At 72.3% G+C, this 17821-nt stretch carries 15 protein-coding genes and 1 pseudogene; 1 reads left to right on the forward strand and 15 read right to left on the reverse strand.

The genetic code is table 11. The annotated features are described in order from the left end of the window. Window positions 1-73 precede the first annotated feature (73 nt). From infB to rimP, 4 genes are all read right to left on the reverse strand, one after another. A complete protein-coding gene (gene infB / locus GCE65_RS10475; protein ID WP_153878347.1) occupies window positions 74-3055 on the reverse strand; it encodes a translation initiation factor IF-2 in 2982 nt (993 codons plus the stop codon). Between the two features lie 105 nt (window positions 3056-3160). Beyond that, window positions 3161-3439, reverse strand: coding sequence for a YlxR family protein (locus GCE65_RS17105; RefSeq protein ID WP_152818376.1), 279 nt, complete (start codon window positions 3437-3439; stop codon window positions 3161-3163). Window positions 3440-3534: 95 nt separating this feature from the next. After that, the gene (gene nusA / locus GCE65_RS10485) at window positions 3535-4497 is read right to left on the reverse strand and encodes a transcription termination factor NusA (RefSeq protein WP_153878348.1); all 963 of its coding nucleotides are present in this window, start codon (window positions 4495-4497) and stop codon (window positions 3535-3537) included. 10 nt (window positions 4498-4507) lie between these two features. Continuing rightward, entirely contained in the window at window positions 4508-4993 is a 486-nt protein-coding gene (rimP, locus tag GCE65_RS10490; RefSeq protein WP_153878349.1) for a ribosome maturation factor RimP, read from the reverse strand. Between the two features lie 96 nt (window positions 4994-5089). On the opposite strand from rimP, the gene GCE65_RS10495 reads away from it, so the two are divergent. Next, the gene (locus GCE65_RS10495) at window positions 5090-6121 is read left to right on the forward strand and encodes a hypothetical protein (protein ID WP_153878350.1); all 1032 of its coding nucleotides are present in this window, start codon (window positions 5090-5092) and stop codon (window positions 6119-6121) included. Here GCE65_RS10495 and GCE65_RS10500 read toward each other — a convergent pair. From GCE65_RS10500 to rpsB, 11 genes and pseudogenes are all read right to left on the reverse strand, one after another. Further along, window positions 6078-7859, reverse strand: a complete 1782-nt coding sequence (locus tag GCE65_RS10500) for a proline--tRNA ligase (protein ID WP_255475271.1) — start codon at window positions 7857-7859, stop codon at window positions 6078-6080. The two genes, GCE65_RS10495 and GCE65_RS10500, sit on opposite strands and share 44 nt — an antisense overlap. Window positions 7860-7930: 71 nt before the next feature. Next, the gene (locus GCE65_RS10505; protein WP_228759897.1) at window positions 7931-8797 is read right to left on the reverse strand and encodes a DUF4081 domain-containing GNAT family N-acetyltransferase; all 867 of its coding nucleotides are present in this window, start codon (window positions 8795-8797) and stop codon (window positions 7931-7933) included. 171 nt (window positions 8798-8968) lie between these two features. Next, entirely contained in the window at window positions 8969-10237 is a 1269-nt protein-coding gene (locus GCE65_RS10510) for an RIP metalloprotease (protein WP_153879233.1), read from the reverse strand. Window positions 10238-10322: 85 nt separating this feature from the next. Then, the gene (gene dxr / locus GCE65_RS10515; protein ID WP_153878352.1) at window positions 10323-11513 is read right to left on the reverse strand and encodes a 1-deoxy-D-xylulose-5-phosphate reductoisomerase; all 1191 of its coding nucleotides are present in this window, start codon (window positions 11511-11513) and stop codon (window positions 10323-10325) included. Beyond that, window positions 11510-12052: a DivIVA domain-containing protein gene (locus tag GCE65_RS10520; RefSeq protein ID WP_152818382.1), complete on the reverse strand. Its 543-nt coding sequence runs from the start codon at window positions 12050-12052 to the stop codon at window positions 11510-11512. Before GCE65_RS10520 ends, dxr begins: the two co-directional genes overlap by 4 nt. Beyond that, window positions 12053-13264, reverse strand: a complete 1212-nt coding sequence (gene rlmN, locus GCE65_RS10525) for a 23S rRNA (adenine(2503)-C(2))-methyltransferase RlmN (protein WP_227993345.1) — start codon at window positions 13262-13264, stop codon at window positions 12053-12055. It abuts the gene before it with no gap. Window positions 13265-13319: 55 nt separating this feature from the next. Next, window positions 13320-14387, reverse strand: a complete 1068-nt coding sequence (locus GCE65_RS10530; RefSeq protein WP_153878353.1) for a phosphatidate cytidylyltransferase — start codon at window positions 14385-14387, stop codon at window positions 13320-13322. A gap of 28 nt (window positions 14388-14415) precedes the next feature. Then, window positions 14416-14973: a ribosome recycling factor gene (frr, locus tag GCE65_RS10535; protein WP_153878354.1), complete on the reverse strand. Its 558-nt coding sequence runs from the start codon at window positions 14971-14973 to the stop codon at window positions 14416-14418. Between the two features lie 46 nt (window positions 14974-15019). Further along, window positions 15020-15757 carry a UMP kinase gene (pyrH, locus tag GCE65_RS10540; RefSeq protein ID WP_152818385.1) on the reverse strand — a complete coding sequence of 246 codons (738 nt, stop codon included), beginning with the start codon at window positions 15755-15757 and terminating at the stop codon, window positions 15020-15022. 87 nt (window positions 15758-15844) lie between these two features. After that, window positions 15845-16684 carry a translation elongation factor Ts gene (tsf, locus tag GCE65_RS10545; protein ID WP_152818386.1) on the reverse strand — a complete coding sequence of 280 codons (840 nt, stop codon included), beginning with the start codon at window positions 16682-16684 and terminating at the stop codon, window positions 15845-15847. A gap of 38 nt (window positions 16685-16722) precedes the next feature. Next, window positions 16723-17695, reverse strand: a pseudogene (gene rpsB, locus GCE65_RS10550) (30S ribosomal protein S2). Between the last annotated feature and the right edge of the window lie 126 nt (window positions 17696-17821).

Genomic DNA, 17821 nt, shown 5'->3' on the forward strand with positions numbered 1-17821 from the left:
CCGGCCGGCCCGGGAGGCGCCTCAGGGCCCCAGCCTAGTGGCCGGGACCCTGAGGCGATGACGCCGCGGACGGTCAGTCGCGCGGGATCTCGCGCATCTCGAACGTCTCGATGACGTCCCCCTCGACGATGTCGCGGTGGCCGAGGCCGATACCGCATTCGAAGCCCTCGCGGACCTCGGTGACGTCGTCCTTCTCCCGCCGGAGCGAGGAGATGGTGAGGTTGTCGGCCAGGACCACGCCGTCGCGCAGGAGACGGGCCTTCGTGCCGCGCTTGATCGTGCCGGAGCGCACGATCGACCCGGCGATCGAACCGACCTTGGAGGAGCGGAACACCTGCCGAACCTCGGCGGAGCCCAGCTGGGCCTCCTCGTACTCGGGCTTGAGCATGCCCTTGAGCGCGCTCTCGATCTCGTCGATCGCCTGGTAGATGACCGAGTAGTACTTGATCTCGACCCCCTCGCGGTCGGCCAGTTCGGCCACCCGCTCGGCGGTACGGACGTTGAACCCGAGGATCACGGCGCTGTCGACCGTGGCGAGGTTGACGTCGTTCTGCGTGATCGCACCGACACCGCGGTGGATGATCCGCAGCGCGACCTCGTCGCCCACATCGATCTTGAGCAGGGCGTCCTCGAGTGCCTCGACGGCACCGGAGACGTCGCCCTTGAGCACCAGGTTGAGCGTGTCGACCTTGCCGGCCTCGAGGTGCTCGGTGAAGTCCTCGAGGGAGACGCGCTTACGACGCTTGGCCAGCATCGCGGCACGCTCGGCGGCCTCCCGCTTGTCGGCGATCTGCCGGGCGGTGCGGTCGTCGGGCGCGACGAGGAAGCTGTCCCCGGCTCCCGGGACCGACGTGAGGCCGAGGACCTGGACCGGCCGCGCGGGACCGGCCTCGGTCAGGGACTCACCGTGCTCGTCGAACATGGCCCGGACACGGCCGTGGGCGGTGCCGGCGACGATCGCGTCGCCGACGTGCAGGGTGCCCGATTCCACGAGCACCGTGGCGACCGCTCCGCGGCCCTTGTCGAGGTTCGCCTCGATGGCGACGCCGCGGGCGTCCTTGTCGGGGTTGGCCCGCAGGTCGAGGGCGGCGTCGGCGGTGAGCAGGACGGCCTCGAGGAGGTCGTCGATGCCCGTGCGCTGCTTGGCGGAGACGTCGACGAACATGGTGTCGCCGCCGTACTCCTCCGCCACGAGGTTGTACTCGGTGAGCTGCGCCCGGATCTTGTCCGGATTCGCGTCGGGCTTGTCCACCTTGTTCACCGCGACGACGATCGGAACGTTCGCCGCCTGTGCGTGGTTGAGCGCCTCGACCGTCTGGGGCATGACGCCGTCATCGGCCGCGACCACGAGGATCGCGATGTCGGTCACCTGGGCGCCGCGGGCACGCATGGCGGTGAACGCCTCGTGACCGGGGGTGTCGATGAAGGTGATCGCGCGTTCGAGGCCCTCGTGCTCGGCGTGGACCTGGTAGGCACCGATGTGCTGGGTGATGCCACCGGCCTCGCGGGTCGCCGTGTCGGTGTGACGGATGGCGTCCAGCGTGGCGGTCTTACCGTGGTCGACGTGGCCCATGACCGTGACGACCGGCGGGCGCGCCTGCAGGTCCTCGTCGGTCTCGGCCGCCTCTTCCGCCTCGAGGTCGATGTCGAAGCTCCCGAGGAGCTCCTTGTCCTCCTCCTCCGGCGACACGATCTCGATGACGTACCCGAGTTCGCTGCCGAGGGTCTGGAAGGTGTCCTCGTCGAGGGACTGCGTGGCGGTGGCCATCTCTCCCAGGTGGAAGAGCACCTGCACCAGGCTCGCGGGGTTCGCGTCGATCCGGTCGCCGAAGTCCATGAGGGACGCGCCGGCGCGGATGCGGATGACGGTCGAACCGTTCCCACGGGGAACCTGGACGCCGCCGATCGACGGCGCGGACTGCTGTTCGAACTCCTGCCGCTTCGCGCGCTTCGACTTGCGCCCGCGAACCGGACGGCCGCCGGAACGACCGAACGCTCCCTGCGTGGAGCCACGGCCACCGCGACCGCCGCCGCGGCCACCGAAGCCGCCGCCACCACCGGGACGACCGGGACCGCCGCTGCGACCGCCGCCGCCGCCGGCACCGCGACCGGCACCGCCGCCGCGACCGCCACCGGCGTTCGTGGCACCCGGGCGGCCCACACTCGAGCGGCCGGGCATCATGCCGGGGCTCGGGCGCGGCCCGCCGGGACGGGGTCCCGCCGCTCCGGCTCCGGCACCCGTGCCACCCGCTCCACCGGCGCCACCGGGGCGAGGACCTGGACGCTGCCCCGGACGGGGCATGCCCTGGCTCGAGGCGAACGGGTTGTTCCCCGGGCGAGGCGCGCCGGGGCGCGGTCCGCCACCGGAGCGGCCGCCGCCGCCGGGACGCTGCCCCGGACGGGGCATGCCCTGGCTCGAGGCGAACGGGTTGTTCCCCGGACGCCCCGCGGGCTTGGGCGCGGGCTTGGGCCCGGGACGCGGGGCCGGGCGGGCCGCCGCCTCACCCTGATCGGACGGCGCTGCCGGCGTCTCGCCGGCGGCGGGCTTCGCGACCGGAGCGGCCGGTGTGGCCGGTGCCGACGGTTGGGCCGGTGCCGACTGGGCCGGTGCCGCGGGCTCGGGAGCCTTGGGGCCGGGGACCGGTGGCACGGGCGCCGCGGGCTCCGGAGCCTTGGGGCCGGGCTTGACGGCACCGGCCTTGACCGCACCGGGCTTCGGCGCCGCCGGGGCCTCCGCGTCGGCGGGGGCCGATCCGCTCGGGGTCGGCGGCGCGCTCTGCCCACTCGGCTCACTCGACGTGGCCGGCTTGGTCGGTGCGGCGGCCGCACCGGCTGTGGCCGGCTTCTCGGCCGGGGTCGCCTTGGGGGTCTTCTTCTTCGCCGGCGCAGCCGCCGGCTGATCGGGGAAGGCCTCACGGAGCCGCCGCTGAACGGGGGCTTCGATCGTGGAGGAGGCGGACTTGACGAACTCGCCCAGCTGCTCCAATTTGGCCATCACAGTCTTGCTGTCAACGCCGAGCTCTTTGGCGAGCTCGTGAACGCGGACTCGTGACACAACTCTCCTGTCCAGGTCCGCCCGGACAGGAACGGACCGTCGCTAGTGGTGATTCATCGCTGGGAACTCATCGGGGGCCCATCGGCTTCTAACCCGCTTTCTTGATCAACGACGGATGGTGTGGAGCCACTCCGTCACCTGGCTGAGGTCCACCGCTCGGGTGGTCCGCAGTCCCCGGGGGAAGGCCCGGGTGGTGAGGGCGCGGTCCAGGCAACGTGGGTGCTCGTGCACCCACACTCCCCGACCCGGGGCGCAGGCGGAACGATCGACGGTGACGACCGGATGGTCGTCGGACCGGTGATCGATCACCAGGCGTACCAGGGCGGACCTGCGGTCCTTCGTCCGGCATCCCACGCACGAACGTATCGGCACGTGAGTACTCATCGATCGAACCTCTCGAGTACGGTACGAGCGCCGAAGGCTCGTGAACGCTGGATGACCGGGCGTCGGCCCGTGGGCCAGTGTATACCCCGCTTCGCTCAGGCCTCCACGTCGGGGTGGATGTCGATCCGCCAGCCGGTGAGTCGAGCGGCGAGACGGACGTTCTGTCCTTCCTTCCCGATCGCCAGTGAGAGCTGGAAGTCGGGTACGACGACGCGTGCCGAACGCTCCGCGGCATCGACGATCTCGACCGAGTCGACTCGGGCCGGGGAGAGCGCCGCGGCCACGAAGACCTTGGGATCCTCGCTGAAATCGACGATGTCGATCTTCTCCCCGCGCAGTTCGCTCATGACGGCGCGCACCCGTTGCCCGAGCGGGCCGATGCAGGCGCCCTTCGCGCCGAGGCCGGCGACGGTCGAGGAGACGGCCATCTTGCTCCTGTGTCCGGCTTCACGCGCGAGCGCGCCGATGACCACCGAGCCGTCGGCGATCTCGGGCACCTCCATCGCGAAGAGCCGGCGCACGAGGTTCGGGTGGGTGCGCGAGACCGTGATGTGGGGTCCCTTCATGCCGCGGGAGACCTCCACCACGTACACGCGGATCCGTTCGCCGTGGACGTAGGTCTCGGTGGGGACCTGCTCGGTGGCGGGCAGGACGGCCTCGACCCCGCCGACGTCGACGAGCACGGTCCGGGGATCGGGGCCCTGCTGGATCACCCCGGCGAGGATGTCGCCCTCCTTGCCCCGGAAGTTGCCGAGCACCAGGTCGTCCTCCGCGTCGCGCAGACGCTGCATGATGACCTGGCGGGCCGTCGAGGTGGCGATGCGCCCGAAGTCGTCCGGGGTGTCGTCGAATTCGGGGGACGACGGGTCCTCCTCCTCGCGCGCGAACACGGTCACGCGTCCGCTGCGACGGTCGAGTTCCACCCGGGCGTGCGGGAAGGCGTACGGGGTCTTGAGGTAGGCCAGTTCGAGGGCCTGCTCGATCGCCGAGGCGAGCGCCTCGAGCGGGATGTCCCGTTCCGACTCGACCAGCCTGAGCGTGGTCATATCGATTTCCATGACGGCCTCCTCAGGCGTGATCCGCGGCGGGGCGGAAGTCCAGGTTGATGCGGCCACTGCGCACGGTCGCGAGGGCGACGGCGGTTTCGCCCGCCTCGGTGCGCAGCACGACCTGCGCGTCGTCGGCGGCCACGACCCGGCCGGTGACGGAACCGTCCTCGGTGGTGAGGGTGACGGAGCGGCCCTCGGCGCGCCGGAAGTGCCGGGCGGTCGTGAGGGTCCGATCCGCGCCCGCGGTCGTGACCTCGAGGGTGTAGCTGCCGGGGATGCGGTCGGCGACGTCGTCCATGGCCCCCGACACGGCGCGGGTGACGTCGGCGAGCCGGTCGGAGTCGACCCCGCCCGGGCCGTCGGGCAGGTCGACGATCACCCGGAGCGTGCGGTGTTTCGCGGGTCCGGTCAGGGCGACGTCCTCGAGGAAGAGTCCGGCGTGGGCGACCACCGGCGTGAGCACGCTGGTCAATGCGGTCCGAAGGTCCGTGCGTTCGGCGGCCATGGCTCCTCCTTGTGTAGTTGTCTCGCGGTCGCGCGTGCGACCCACCCGTGGCGGCAGTGCACCAGCCTAGGCCGAGGACGTGGCACGATCAACGTCATGACCATCCGCCGGGCCCTCGCCACCCTGACCGCCGGGGTGGCGATCGCCGCCCTGTCAGCCGGCTGCGGGGTGCGGATCGGCTCACCCCCCGCGCCGATCCCGTCCCCCGACGCCGTCGAGCAGCTCCGGCAGCTGCTCGCGCGCAACGCCACGGGCGTGGCGGACGTCACCAGCCGGGTCGAGGCCGCCTCGGCGAATGTGGCCGAGGGGCCGGGCCCGGCGGACCTCTTCGGGCTCGTCTCGGACATCGGTTCGGAGCAGGCCGGGGACCTGGGCGGGGTCTGGACTCCCCCGCCGCGCCCCGAGACGGACACGCACGGCCCTGCCGACCCTGCCGGCTCCGGCGACCCGACCGGCCCGGTCGACCCGACGGAGCCCACGGAACCCACAGAACCGGCCGTGCTCTCGCCCGAGGCCGCGGTCGCTGAGCTGACCGCCTCCCTGACCGAGCTCGCCGACCTGGCCGAGCAGGACCTGCCGGAGGGCTGGATCTCGACCGTCGGATCGATGCTCGTGACCCGGCAGGCGATGGTCGGCGCGGGCCGCGACCTCCTCGGCCTCGACTGCGGGCCCGTCTGCCCGGCCCCGCTCGCACCGGTGAACCTCAACGACGGCGCGACCAAGGATTCGATCATCGCCCACCTCGACGCGATCGGGTACCTGGGCGAGATCGCCGCGGCGCAGGCGGACGGCGAGGAGCAGGAGGCCCTCGCCGCCCGCGCAGCGGACCATCGGGCGGCGGCGCGCACGATGATCGCAGCGGCCGCGGGCACCGACGCCGACCCGCGCCGACCCGCCTACGCGATCGGCGCGGATGGGGTGGACACGGCGATCCGGCTGCGCCAGGGGGAACTCGTCGCGGCCTGGATCGCCGCGGCGCAGGAGAGCCGCGGCCCGGAGCGGGCCGCCGCGCTCGACCAGGCGTGGACGGCGTACCTCGACACCCATGGCGGGGCCGTGGTCGGCGGCCCGTGGCCGGGCCTGCTCAGTGGGCCAGGGCCGAGCGAACCCGATCGATCAACTCCGTGACGGCCGCCTCCGGCGCGAGCTCGACCCGGTCGCCGCTCGCGCGCGTGCGCACCTCCACCACCCCGCTCGCCAGCCCGCGCCCGACGACGAGGATGAAGGGCACGCCGAGGATCTCGGCATCGGCGAACTTGACCCCCGGGGAGACCTTGGGTCGGTCGTCGTAGAGCACCTCGAGCCCGGCCGCGTCGAGCCGGCCGGCGAGATCGGCCGCGGTGTCGAAGACTGCGGCGTCCTTGCCCGTGGCCACGACGTGCACGTGGAACGGGGCGACGTCGACGGGCCAGGCCAGGCCCGCGTCGTCGCACGTCTTCTCGGCGAGGGCGGCGAGCACACGCGTGACGCCGAGGCCGTAGGAGCCCATCGTCACGGTGACGGCCTTGCCGTTGCGATCGAGCACGCTCAGGCCGAGCGCCTCGGCGTACTTGCGACCGAGCGCGAAGATGTGTCCGACCTCGATGCCGCGGGCCAGTTCGAGCGGCCCGGAGCCGTCCGGGGCGGGATCCCCGGCCCGGACCTCGGCCACGTCGATCACGCCGTCCGCGCCGAAGTCCCGGCCCTTGACGAGGTGGGCCACGTGCCGACCCGGCACGTTCGCGCCACTCACCCAGGCCGTGCCGTCGACCACCCGCGGATCGAGCAGGTACCGCACGGGCGAGGGGGCGTCGTCCGCACGTTCCGGGGCGTTGGGACCGAGCACCTGCGGGCCGACGTAGCCGGGCACGAGCTCGGGCCGGGTGCGCAGGTCCGCCTCGGTCGCGGTCTCGACCTCGGCCGGATAGAGGGCCGCCTCGAGCCGCTTGCCGTCGACGGTGCGGTCGCCGGGCAGCCCGATCGCGAGGACCTCGCGGTCGCCGTCGGGGTGCACGGCGGTCACGAGCACGTGCTTGAGCGTGTCCGCCGCCGTCCAGGGCCGGTCGGCGCGCGGAAAGAGTTCGTTGGCCGAGTCCACGAGGGCCTCGATCGTGGCGGCGGCGGGGGTGTCGTGCACGATCGGCGCGGGTTCGCCGGACGCGTCGACGGCGGGCGGGACCGGGGTGGTGACGGCCTCGACGTTCGCCGCGTAGCCGCCGGGTGAGCGGACGAACGTGTCCTCGCCGATCGGGCTCGGGTGCAAGAACTCCTCGCTGCGCGAGCCGCCCATGGCCCCGGCGGTCGCCGAGACGATGGCGTACTCGAGGCCGAGCCGGGTGAAGATGCGCTCGTAGGCGGCGCGCTGGGCGTCGTAGGAGGCCGCCAGGCCCTCGTCGTCGAGGTCGAAGGAGTAGGCGTCCTTCATGATGAACTCTCGCCCGCGCAGGAGCCCCGCGCGGGGGCGGGCCTCGTCGCGGTACTTCGTCTGCAGCTGGAAGAGCGTGAGCGGCAGGTCCTTGTAGGAGGAGTAGAGATCGGCGACGAGCAGCGTGAACATCTCCTCGTGCGTGGGCGCGAGGAGCAGGTCGTTGCCCCGGCGGTCCTTGACGCGGAACAGGTTCGGCCCGTACTCGGTCCAGCGCCCGGTGGCCTCGTACGGCTCCCGCGGCAGCAGCGCCGGGAAGTGCACCTCCTGGGCGCCCGCACGGTTCATCTCCTCCCGCACGATCGCCTCGATCTTGCCCAGCACCCGCAGCCCCAGCGGCAGCCACGTGTAGATCCCGGGGGCGGCGCGGCGCACGTAGCCGGCGCGCACGAGCCAGGAGTGGCTGGCGACCTCCGCGTCGGCCGGGGCCTCGCGCAGGGTTCGGACAAAGAGGGAAGACATCCGCATGAGCACGCCGGAAGTCTAGTGGATCCGGGGAGGCCGTCGGGGCCGCGGCTGCCGGGCGCGCGCCGTCAGAAGAGCACGGAGGCGAACGTGCCGATGCGCTCGAAGCCCACCCGCTCGTATGTCGCCAGCGCCCTGCCGTTGTAGGAGTTGACGTACAGCGAGACGGTCGGGGCGATCTGCCGGCGCGCGTACTCGATCACCGCCGACACGGCCGGGGCGGCGAGGGATCGACCACGGTAGGCGGGGTGGATCCAGACCCCCTGCACCTGGGTGACCCCGAAGCCGAGGGTGCCCAGGTCGGCCTTGAACACGACCTCCCGGCCACGCGGGCCGTCGTCGATGCGCACGAGCGAGCGCCCCCCGGCGATCAGCTCGCGCACGCGCCGCTCGTACGCCCCCGCGACCCCGAGCGGGGAGTAGCCGACCTCCTCGGTGAACATCGCGACCGCGGCCGGGAGGAGGAGGTCGAACTCGGCCATCGTCGCGGGCCGGACGCTTTGGTCGGGCGGCACGATCGGATCGCGGTCGATGAGCAGCGACGGCTGATCGCTGCGGATCTCCCGGACCGGCCAGCGCTGGTCGCGCAGCCGCTCCCACAGGCCGAGCACCTGGTCGGCCGGGCCCACGATCGAGGAGAACCGCCGACCCCGCCGGCGGATCCGCCCGGCGAGCTCGTCCAGCTGCTCGGGGGTGAAGCCGACCGGCACGATGTTGCCGCCGATCCAGCAGACCGCCGACAGTTCGCCGCCGGCGCCGGGCGCGCGCGCGACCAGGACCGACTCGCCGAGCGCACCCGACCAGCGGAGGGTCTGGACCGGCTCGGCCATGAGGGCGGTCTCGATCGGGTGGGCGGCGCAGAACGCGACGATCAGCTCGGGATCGATCTCCCGGCCGGTCGTCACCTTCGAGGCCGACCGGCCCCACGCACGCACGAGCTATCCGACCGCGATCGACGGGCTCGGACCGGCCGCGTCCAGGTCGGCGGCGCCCGGGTGGGCAGGGCGACGCGCCCGGCCGCACGGCGCGGCGCGGACACGACCGGCCGCTCCCGCGCGACCGGCGTGCCGAGGCTGATCGGACTGCTCACGGGCTCAGTATCCCATCTAGAGGGTGACGGGTTTGACGATGTCGGCGACGGCGAGCAGCACGGTCATGCCCAGGAGCACCGTGAACACGGCGTAGGTCAGCGGCATGAGCCGGGCGGTGTCGACCAGCCCCGGGTCGGGGCGGCTGCGCCAGGCGGCCCAGCGTCGCCGGGTGCCCTCGAACAGTGCGCCGGCGATGTGTCCGCCGTCGAGCGGGAGCAGGGGGATCATGTTGAACACGAAGAGGGCGATGTTGAGCGAGGCGAGCAGCGAGAGCAGATCGGCGGCGCGCTCCTTGGCGCCGTACTGATCGACCGAGACGGAGGCGATCTCGCCGGCGATGCGGCCGGCCCCGATGAGCCCCATGACGCCGGGGTCGCGCGGGGCGTCGGTGAACAGCGCGGTCGCGATCCCGTAGAGGCGCTGCGGCAGCTGGACGACGATCTCCGCCGTGCCGGCGGTGACCTGCCAGACGACGCCGGGAACCTCGGTCAGCGGCTGCGGCTGCAGGGCGAACGTGCCGGTGATGCCGACGATCGGCGTGGTCTCGCTGCCGGAGCCGTCGGCCGCGGGCCGCGTGGTCATCTCCGGGGTGATGGTCGTGGTGAACTCGCCGCCGTCGCGTTCGACCCGCACCTCGGCGGGATCGGCGCCGCCTGCCGAGATGGCCGCCACGAGGTCGGCCCAGTCGTCGATCGACTCGCCGTTCCAGGCGACGATCCGGTCGCCGTCCTCGAGACCGGCGGCCGCCGCCGGGGAGGCGGGGTCCTCGGCCGTGCACTCCCCCGTCGTGCTCACACACGGCGAGACCGCCGAGACCCGGTTCGTGGCGACCGCGGTGCCGAGGCCGGCCACGACGATCGTGAACAGCACGGCGGCGATGACGAGGTTCATCACCGGGCCGCCGAACATGACCGCCAGCTTCTTGGGGGTGCTGAGCGAGTAGAAGGTGCGGTGCTCGTCCCCCGGATCGACCTCCTGGGCGCTGTAGGAGCGGGCGTCCTCGGAGACCCGGTCCATCCAGCCGCGCAGTCCCCGTCTCGGCTCGCCCTGGCGGCCATTCGGCGGGAACATGCCGATCATGCGCACGAAACCGCCGAGCGGGACGGCCTTGACGCCGTACTCGGTCTCGCCGCGCCGGGTGGACCACAGGGTGGGTCCGAAGCCGACGAAGTACTGCGGGACCTTGACCCCGAACCTCTTCGCGGGCAGCAGGTGCCCGATCTCGTGCAGGGCGATCGAGATCACCAGGCCGACAGCGATCACCAGGACACCGAACCAGAACATCACGGACCCATCGTAGGCGCCGCGGCCGTGGCCGGCGGCGCCGCGACGCGGAGGCCCGGTGGATCAGGTGTGGATCAGTCGTGGATCATCTGTGCGAGCCGGCGGCGATGAGGTCCCGCGCGCGGCCCCGCCCCCACTCCTCGATCTCCTCGAGCCCGACCAGGTCGAGTGCGGCGGCGTCGACGCCGTCGTGATCGTCGAGCACGTGGGCGATGACCCGGGTGATCCCCGGGAAGGGGAGCCGCCCGGCCAGGAACGCGGCGACGCACTCCTCGTTGGCGGCGTTGAGCACGGCCGGATGCGAGGCCGAGGCCGACGCGGCGGCGCGGCACAGCCCGATCGCCGGGAAGGTGTCGGAGTCGACGGGTTCGAACGTCCACGTCGTCTCCTCCTCCCACCGGCAGGGCGGGACGAGGCCCGCGACGCGGTCCGGCCAGCCGAGGCCGAGCCCGATCGGCAGCCGCATGTCGGGCGGGGAGGCCAGCGCGGCGGTCGAGCCGTCGACGAACTCGACCATCGAGTGCACGATCGACTGCGGATGCACGACCGTGGCGATCCGGTCGAGCGGCAGGTCGAAGAGCAGGTGCGCCTCGACGAGTCCCAGCCCCTGGTCGACGAGCGTGGCCGTGTTCGTGGCGACCGCCGGTCCCGTTCGCCGGGTCGGGTGGGCGAGGACCTGCTCGGGCGTCACCCCGCCCAACTCCTCCCGCGCGCGGCCGCGGAACGGCCCGCCCGAGGCCGTGAGCACGAGCCGGGCGACCTCCTCGGTACGGCCCGAACGCAGCACCTGGGCGATGGCGGAGTGCGCCGAGTCGACCGGCACGATCTGGTCGGGCCGGCTCCGGGCGGCCCGAACGAGCGCGCCCCCGGTGACGAGGGACTCCTTGTTGGCCAGGGCGACGGTCGATCCGGCACCCAGCGCGGCGAGCGTGGGCCCGAGCCCGACCGAGCCCGTGATCCCGTTGAGCACGACGTCCATGCCCGCACCCGCGATCCTCGTCGCCGCCTCGGCCCCCACGAGCACCTCCGGGCGGGCCGAGCGCCCGAGGTCGCGGCGGGCCCGGTCGAGCGCGTCCGCCGCCTCGGCGCGGTCGCCCCGGGCGAGGGCGAGCGCCTCGACCTCGAACCGGACCGCCTGCCGGGCCGCGAGCTCGAGGTTCGCCCCGCCGGCGGCCAGGGCCGTGAGCGTGAACCGATCCGGGTTGGCCGCAATGACCTCGAGGGTCTGGGTCCCGATGGATCCCGTGCTCCCGAGGAGTGTGACCGACCGGGTCATTCGACGGCGAGGAGGATGTCGACGGCGCGGTCGAGGAACGCGTCCACCGGGCCCTCGTCGTAGGCGTGGGGCCGGCGCGCCGAGGCGAATGTGACCGTGCGCAGGTCCGTCGCGGACAGGGCCCGGCCCGAGTCGAAGTAGTCGACGAGCCGGTCGAGCACGGCGTCGACCCCGGCCCGGTCGTAGCCCCGCCCGCGCCGCGGCTGCGCGAACCGCTCCCCCGCGGGCCGGTTGAGCCGCGGGTAGAGCACGGTGGCGCGCTGGGCGACGTCCGCCATCCACGCGTCCTGGCCGTGCGTCTCCATGAAGGCGGTGCGCTCGCGCTGGATGAACGCGTTCTCGAGCCGGTCGAGGGCGGCGTCCACCGCGCCCGGGCGATAACCGCCCCGGACCAGGTCGAACGCAGCCCGCCGGACGTCGTCCGCACTCATGCCGGTGCCGCCCTCGTAGGCGGCGCGCGCCTCGGCGAAGAACTCGTCGACCTGGGCGCGCTCGTAGCCCGTCGAGGTCCCGGACACCCGGGGGAACATCTGCGCCATCTACTGCTCCTCGTCGCTCGCCGTGCCGGGCCGGTCGGCACCTGCCGGCGCGGCCGACTCCCGCACCTCCGCGGCCAGTTGTCCGCAGGCGCCGTCGATATCGCTGCCGCGGGTGTCCCGCACCGTGGTCGCGATGCCCGCATGCCGCAACCGTGCCACGAACTCCTCCTCCACGTGCTTCTCACTCGCCGTCCAGATCGAACCCGGGGTCGGATTGAGCGGGATCGGGTTGACGTGGGCCCAGCCGTGGCCGCGGTCGTTCAACTCCTTGCCGAGCAGGTCGGCGCGCCAGGCGTGGTCGTTCATGTCCTTGATGAGCGCGTACTCGATGCTCACGCGCCGGCCGGTCACCTCGAAGTAGTGGCGCGCCGCGTCGAGCGCCTCGCCGACCTTCCAGCGCGAGTTGATCGGGATGAGCTCGTCGCGCAGCTCGTCGTCGGGGGCGTGCAGCGAGAGCGCGAGGGTCACGGGGATCCCCTCGTCCGCGAGCTTGCGCATCGCCGGCACGAGGCCCACGGTCGAGACCGTGATGTTGCGGGCGGACATGCCGAAGCCCTCGGGGCTCGGCGCGACCATCCGGCGCACGGCCGCCATGATCGACTTGTAGTTGGCCATCGGCTCGCCCATGCCCATGAACACGATGTTGCTCAGCCGGCTCGGCCCGCGCGCGAGCTCCCCGTCGCGGCACATCCGGGCGGCCTGGCGCACCTGTTCGACGATCTCCGCGGGCGAGAGGTTGCGGGTCAGGCCCATCTGACCGGTCGCGCAGAACGGGCAGGCCATCCCGCAGCCGGCCTGGCTCGAGACGCACAGCGTGGCGCGATCGCGATACCCCATGAGCACGGATTCGACCTTGACCCCGTCGAACAGGCTCCACAGGGTCTTGACCGTGGCCCCGCCGTCCGCTTCGAGACGACGCACCTCGCCCAGGAGGTCGGGCACCAGTTCGTCGATGGCCGCCTCGCGCATCGCGGCCGGGATGTCGGTCATGTCGGCCGCATCCCGGGTGAGATGCTCGAAGTAGTGGGTGGAGATCTGTCGGGCCCGGTAGCCGGGGAAACCGAGGTCGCGCAGGGCGGTGACGCGTTCGTCGAGGGTGAGGTCCGCCAGGTGCCGCGGCGGCTTGCCGCGGCGGGGCACGGAGAAGCTCAGGGTCGGCTTCGGGAGCGTCGCCTTCTCGTGGGCGGGCAGGACTTGGCGCTGGGAGGTCATTGCGGGCATTCTTTCAGATTCGCACTGCGGGTGCGGACCGGGCGGCGGCACACGGTCAGCCGCCGAGGGTGAGGAGCATCGCGGTGAACACGACCGGGGCGGCGATGAGGATCGAGTCGACCCGGTCGAGGATCCCGCCGTGGCCGGGCAGGAGGGATCCCATGTCCTTGACCCCGAGGTCACGCTTGATGAGCGACTCGGACAGGTCGCCGAGGGTGGCCGCCGCGACCGCGACGGCGGCGAGCACGAGGCCCACGTACCAGGGGAGGTCGAGGAGGAAGAGCGCGCCGGCCACGCCGACGAGGCCGGCGAGCACGACGGATCCGGCGAAGCCCTCCCAGGACTTCTTCGGGCTGACGGTCGGGGCGAGGGGATGGCGGCCGTAGAGCACGCCCGCGATGTAGCCGCCCGTGTCGTTGGCGATGACGAGCGCGAGGAACACGAGCACGCGCTCGGGCCCCTGGGACTGGCCGAGCATGAGTAGGAGGAAGCCGGCGAGGAAGGGGATGTAGGCCGCCGCGAGGATCGCCACGGTCGCGTCCCGCAGCGCGAGGGGGCCGCCGCCGTCGAGGACCCGCCAGATGAGCACTCCCCCGGCGGTGAGCACGAAGGCGACGAGCAGCGCCTCGGTGCCGGCGGTGTAGGCCGAGACGAGGATTCCCACGGCCCCGACCCACAGCGGCGCCAGCGGGAGCTCGATGCCCCGGGTGCGCACCGCCCGCGAGAACTCCCACAGCCCGCCGAGGCAGCCCGCCAGCACGAGGGCCACGAAGCCCCACGGCTTCGGCGGGGACCCGAACGGCACGAACAGTCCCACCCCGACCACCGCGATGAGCACCGCGGCCACCGCCAGCGCCGCGGGCAGGTTCCGGCCGGCCTTGCGCGGGGCCCGGGCAGTGGGCTCGGACGGGTCGGCGGGCCGGGTCGGGTCGGCGGGTCGAGTGGGGTCAGCCGGATCCGTGGGGTGTGCCGGGTCAGAGGGGTCGGGGTCAGAGGGATCGGCCGGATCGGTCGGCTCGGTCGGATCCGCCGGATCGGTCGGGTCGGCCGGATCGTGGGCACGTTCGGCCGCCCGCTCGGCGGCCCTGCGGTCGCGGCGGGTGGGGTGCCCCGATGCTGCCATGGACGCCTCCGGTTCTCCTCGGTGGCCCTCAGACCTCGAGGAGTTCCTTCTCCTTGCCGGCGAGCATCGAGTCGATGAGGTCGACGTGCTTCTTGGTCAGGGCGTCGAGCTCGGACTGGGCGCGGTTCACCTCGTCCTCACCGGCGTCGCCGTCCTTGCCGATGCGGTCGAGCTCCTCCTTGGCGCGGCGGCGGATATTACGCACGGAGACCCGGGCGTCCTCCCCCTTGGTCTTGGCCATGCGCACGTACTCGCGGCGGCGCTCCTCGGTCAGGGCGGGCAGCACGACCCGGATGACCTGGCCGTCGTCCGAGGGGTTGACCCCCAGGTCCGATTCGCGCAGGGCCTTGCGCACGCCGTCCATGGCCGACTTGTCGAACGGGCTGATGAGCACCGTGCGGGCCTCCGGGATGGTGAGCGAGGCGAGCTGCTGCAGCGGCGTCGGGGCACCGTAGTAGTCGACCAGGATCTTGTTGAACATCCCGGCGTTCGCGCGGCCGCTGCGGATCCCGGAGAGATCCTCACGAGCGACGTCGACGGCCTTGTCCATCTTCTCTTCGGCTTCGAAGAGGGCTTCGGTGATCACGGTGCTCCTCGGGGGTTGTGTTGGGTGGGCTGGGTGGGCGGTGCGTTCAGGCGGCGGAGACCAGGGTGCCGATCGGTTCCCCGAGCAGCGCCTTGGTCACGTTGCCGGGCTCGCTCATTCCGAACACCCGCATCCGCAGTCCATTGTCGCGGCAGAGTGCGAAGGCGGTCGAATCCACCACGCGCAGGTCGCGCTGCATCGCCTCGTCGAACGTGATGGTGTCGAGTCGGCGGGCGTCGGGATCGACCCGTGGGTCGGCGGTGTAGACGCCGTCCACGCCGTTCTTTCCCACGAGCACCTCGTCGCACCGGACCTCGAGCGCGCGCTGGATCGCGACGGTGTCGGTCGAGAAGTACGGCAGCCCGGCTCCGGCCCCGAAGACGACCGCGCGCCCCTTCTCGAGGTGGCGGATGGCGCGCAGCGGGATATAGGACTCGGCGACCTGGCCCATCGTGATCGCGGTCTGCACGCGGGTGGAGACCCCGGCCTTCTCGAGGAAGTCCTGCAGCGCGAGGGAGTTCATGACCGTGCCGAGCATGCCCATGTAGTCGGCGCGGGCCCGGTCCATGCCGTGCTGGCTCAGCTGCGCGCCGCGGAAGAAGTTGCCGCCGCCGACCACGATCGCGACCTGGATCCCGGCGGCCATCGCCTCGGCGATCTCGCGGGCCACGCCCTGGACCACCTCGGGGGCGAGCCCGATGCTGCCGCCTCCGAAGACCTCACCGGACAGTTTGAGCAGGACTCGGCGGGGGGCCGAGGGGGTCGGGCTGAGCTGGCTGGTCATGGCACCTCGCAGGTCGTGGGGATACTCGTCGACGTTACACAATGGCCCCGCCCCAACGACTAGGTGGGACGGGGCCATCGTGGTCGATCAGGAGCCGACGCGGAAACGCTCGAAGCCGGTGACGGTGCCGCCCGCTTCGGTGACGATCTGGCCGACGGACTTCTTCGGGTCCTTGGCGAAGGCCTGGTCGAGGAGCACGTGCTCCTTGTAGAAGCCGTTCATGCGGCCCTCGATGATCTTCGGCAGGGCGGCCTCGGGCTTGCCCTCGTTGCGGGCGGTCTCCTCGGCGATGCGACGCTCGTCCGCGACCTGATCGGCCGGAACCTCCTCGCGCGTGAGGTAGGCGGGCGAGTACGCGGCGATGTGCATCGCCACGTCCTTGGCCACGGCCTCACCGGCGGCGTCGGTCGCGACGAGCACGCCGACCTGCGGGGGCAGGTCCTTGTTCGTGCGGTGCAGGTACGAGGTGACCTTCTCGCCGGCGACGCGGGCGACGCGACGCACGACGATCTTCTCGCCGAGGGTGGCGGCCTGCTCGTCCACGACGGTGCCCACGGGCTTGCCGTCCGAGTCCGCGGCGAGGAGCGCCTCGAGGTCACCCGCACCGGAGGTCACGGCGGCCTCGAGCACCCGGTCGGCGAGCGCGATGAACACCTCGTTCTTCGCCACGAAGTCGGTCTCGGAGTTCACCTCGACCATGACGCCGGTCTCGCCGGCCTCGCTCGGGTTGATCGACGTGGCCACGAGGCCGTCCGAGGTCGCACGCCCCTCGCGCTTGGCAACGCCCTTGAGGCCCTTGACGCGGATGATCTCCAGCGCCTTCTCCTTGTCGCCGGCCGCCTCGTCGAGCGCCTTCTTCACGTCCATCATGCCCGCGCCGGTGGATTCGCGCAGTGCGGAGATGTCAGCGACGGTGTAATTCGCCATAAGTATTGGTCCGATCCTTCGAATCGACGGTGGTGGTCTCAGGCCTGGTCGGTCTGGTCGGTCGCCTCGACGGCGGCCTCCTCAACTGCGGTCGCCTCGACTGCGGCCTCCGCGGCGGCGGTCTCCGCCGACGGGGACGGGGCGGCGTCGGCGGCACGGGGGGTCGGCCGCATCGGCGGCGGCGTCCGCGACCTCGGCCTTGGCCTCCTCGGGAGCCTCGGCGGCCTTCGCGGCCTCCTCGCTCTCGTGAGCGGCGAGCAGTTCGCGCTCCCACTCGGCCAGCGGCTCGGCCTCGGACTCGCCGCGCTTGCCCGCACCGGCGGACCGGGCCACGAGGCCCTCGGCCGCGCCGTCGGCGATCACGCGCGTGAGCAGCGAGACCGCCCGGATCGCGTCGTCGTTACCCGGGATCGGGAAGTCGACCTCGTCCGGGTCGCAGTTGGTGTCGAGGATCGCGACGACCGGGATGTTGAGCTTGCGCGCCTCGGCGACGGCGAGGTGCTCCTTCTTGGTGTCGACGATCCAGACGGCGGAGGGCACCTTGGCCATGTCGCGCACGCCGCCGAGGGTGCGGGCGAGCTTGTCCCGCTCGCGGCGCTGCATGAGCAGTTCCTTCTTGGTGAACGCGGAGGAGGCCACGTCGTCGAAGTCGACCTCCTCGAGCTCCTTGAGGCGCTGGAGGCGCTTGTTGACCGTGCCGAAGTTCGTGAGCATTCCGCCCAGCCAGCGCTGGTTCACGAACGGCATGCCGACGCGGGTGGCCTGCTCGGCGACCGCCTCCTGGGCCTGCTTCTTCGTGCCCACGAAGAGGATGGTGCCGCCGTGGGCGACCGTCTCCTTGACGAATTCGTAGGCCCGGTCGATGTCCGCGAGGGACTTCTGCAGGTCGATGATGTAGATGCCGTTGCGCTCGGTGAAGATGAAGCGCTTCATCTTCGGGTTCCAGCGACGGGTCTGGTGTCCGAAGTGGACACCGCTCTCCAGCAGTTGACGCATGGTGACGACGGCCATGGCTCGTCCTTTCACGGCGCGGATCGCTCCGCGCGTATTCGGTTGACTCTTCGCAGGCCGGCCGGCCGTGCGAACCTGGTGCTCACGTGGGAGGGCACCGATGGAATCGGACCTCGCCCTCCGCAC

Origin of the sequence: Pseudactinotalea sp. HY158, assembly GCF_009660225.1 — a bacterium.
Classification (GTDB): domain Bacteria; phylum Actinomycetota; class Actinomycetes; order Actinomycetales; family Beutenbergiaceae; genus HY158.

Coding starts and splice junctions, on each gene's coding strand:
- tsf (WP_152818386.1), bottom strand. CDS start 16,684: ATGGCGAATTACACCGTCGCTGACATCTCCGCACTGCGCGAATCCACC.
- GCE65_RS10510 (WP_153879233.1), bottom strand. CDS start 10,237: ATGTTCTGGTTCGGTGTCCTGGTGATCGCTGTCGGCCTGGTGATCTCG.
- GCE65_RS17105 (WP_152818376.1), bottom strand. CDS start 3,439: ATGAGTACTCACGTGCCGATACGTTCGTGCGTGGGATGCCGGACGAAG.
- pyrH (WP_152818385.1), bottom strand. CDS start 15,757: ATGACCAGCCAGCTCAGCCCGACCCCCTCGGCCCCCCGCCGAGTCCTG.
- rimP (WP_153878349.1), bottom strand. CDS start 4,993: ATGGCCGCCGAACGCACGGACCTTCGGACCGCATTGACCAGCGTGCTC.
- GCE65_RS10495 (WP_153878350.1), top strand. CDS start 5,090: ATGACCATCCGCCGGGCCCTCGCCACCCTGACCGCCGGGGTGGCGATC.
- GCE65_RS10530 (WP_153878353.1), bottom strand. CDS start 14,387: ATGGCAGCATCGGGGCACCCCACCCGCCGCGACCGCAGGGCCGCCGAG.
- GCE65_RS10500 (WP_255475271.1), bottom strand. CDS start 7,859: ATGTCTTCCCTCTTTGTCCGAACCCTGCGCGAGGCCCCGGCCGACGCG.
- dxr (WP_153878352.1), bottom strand. CDS start 11,513: ATGACCCGGTCGGTCACACTCCTCGGGAGCACGGGATCCATCGGGACC.
- rlmN (WP_227993345.1), bottom strand. CDS start 13,264: ATGACCTCCCAGCGCCAAGTCCTGCCCGCCCACGAGAAGGCGACGCTC.
- GCE65_RS10520 (WP_152818382.1), bottom strand. CDS start 12,052: ATGGCGCAGATGTTCCCCCGGGTGTCCGGGACCTCGACGGGCTACGAG.
- nusA (WP_153878348.1), bottom strand. CDS start 4,497: ATGGAAATCGATATGACCACGCTCAGGCTGGTCGAGTCGGAACGGGAC.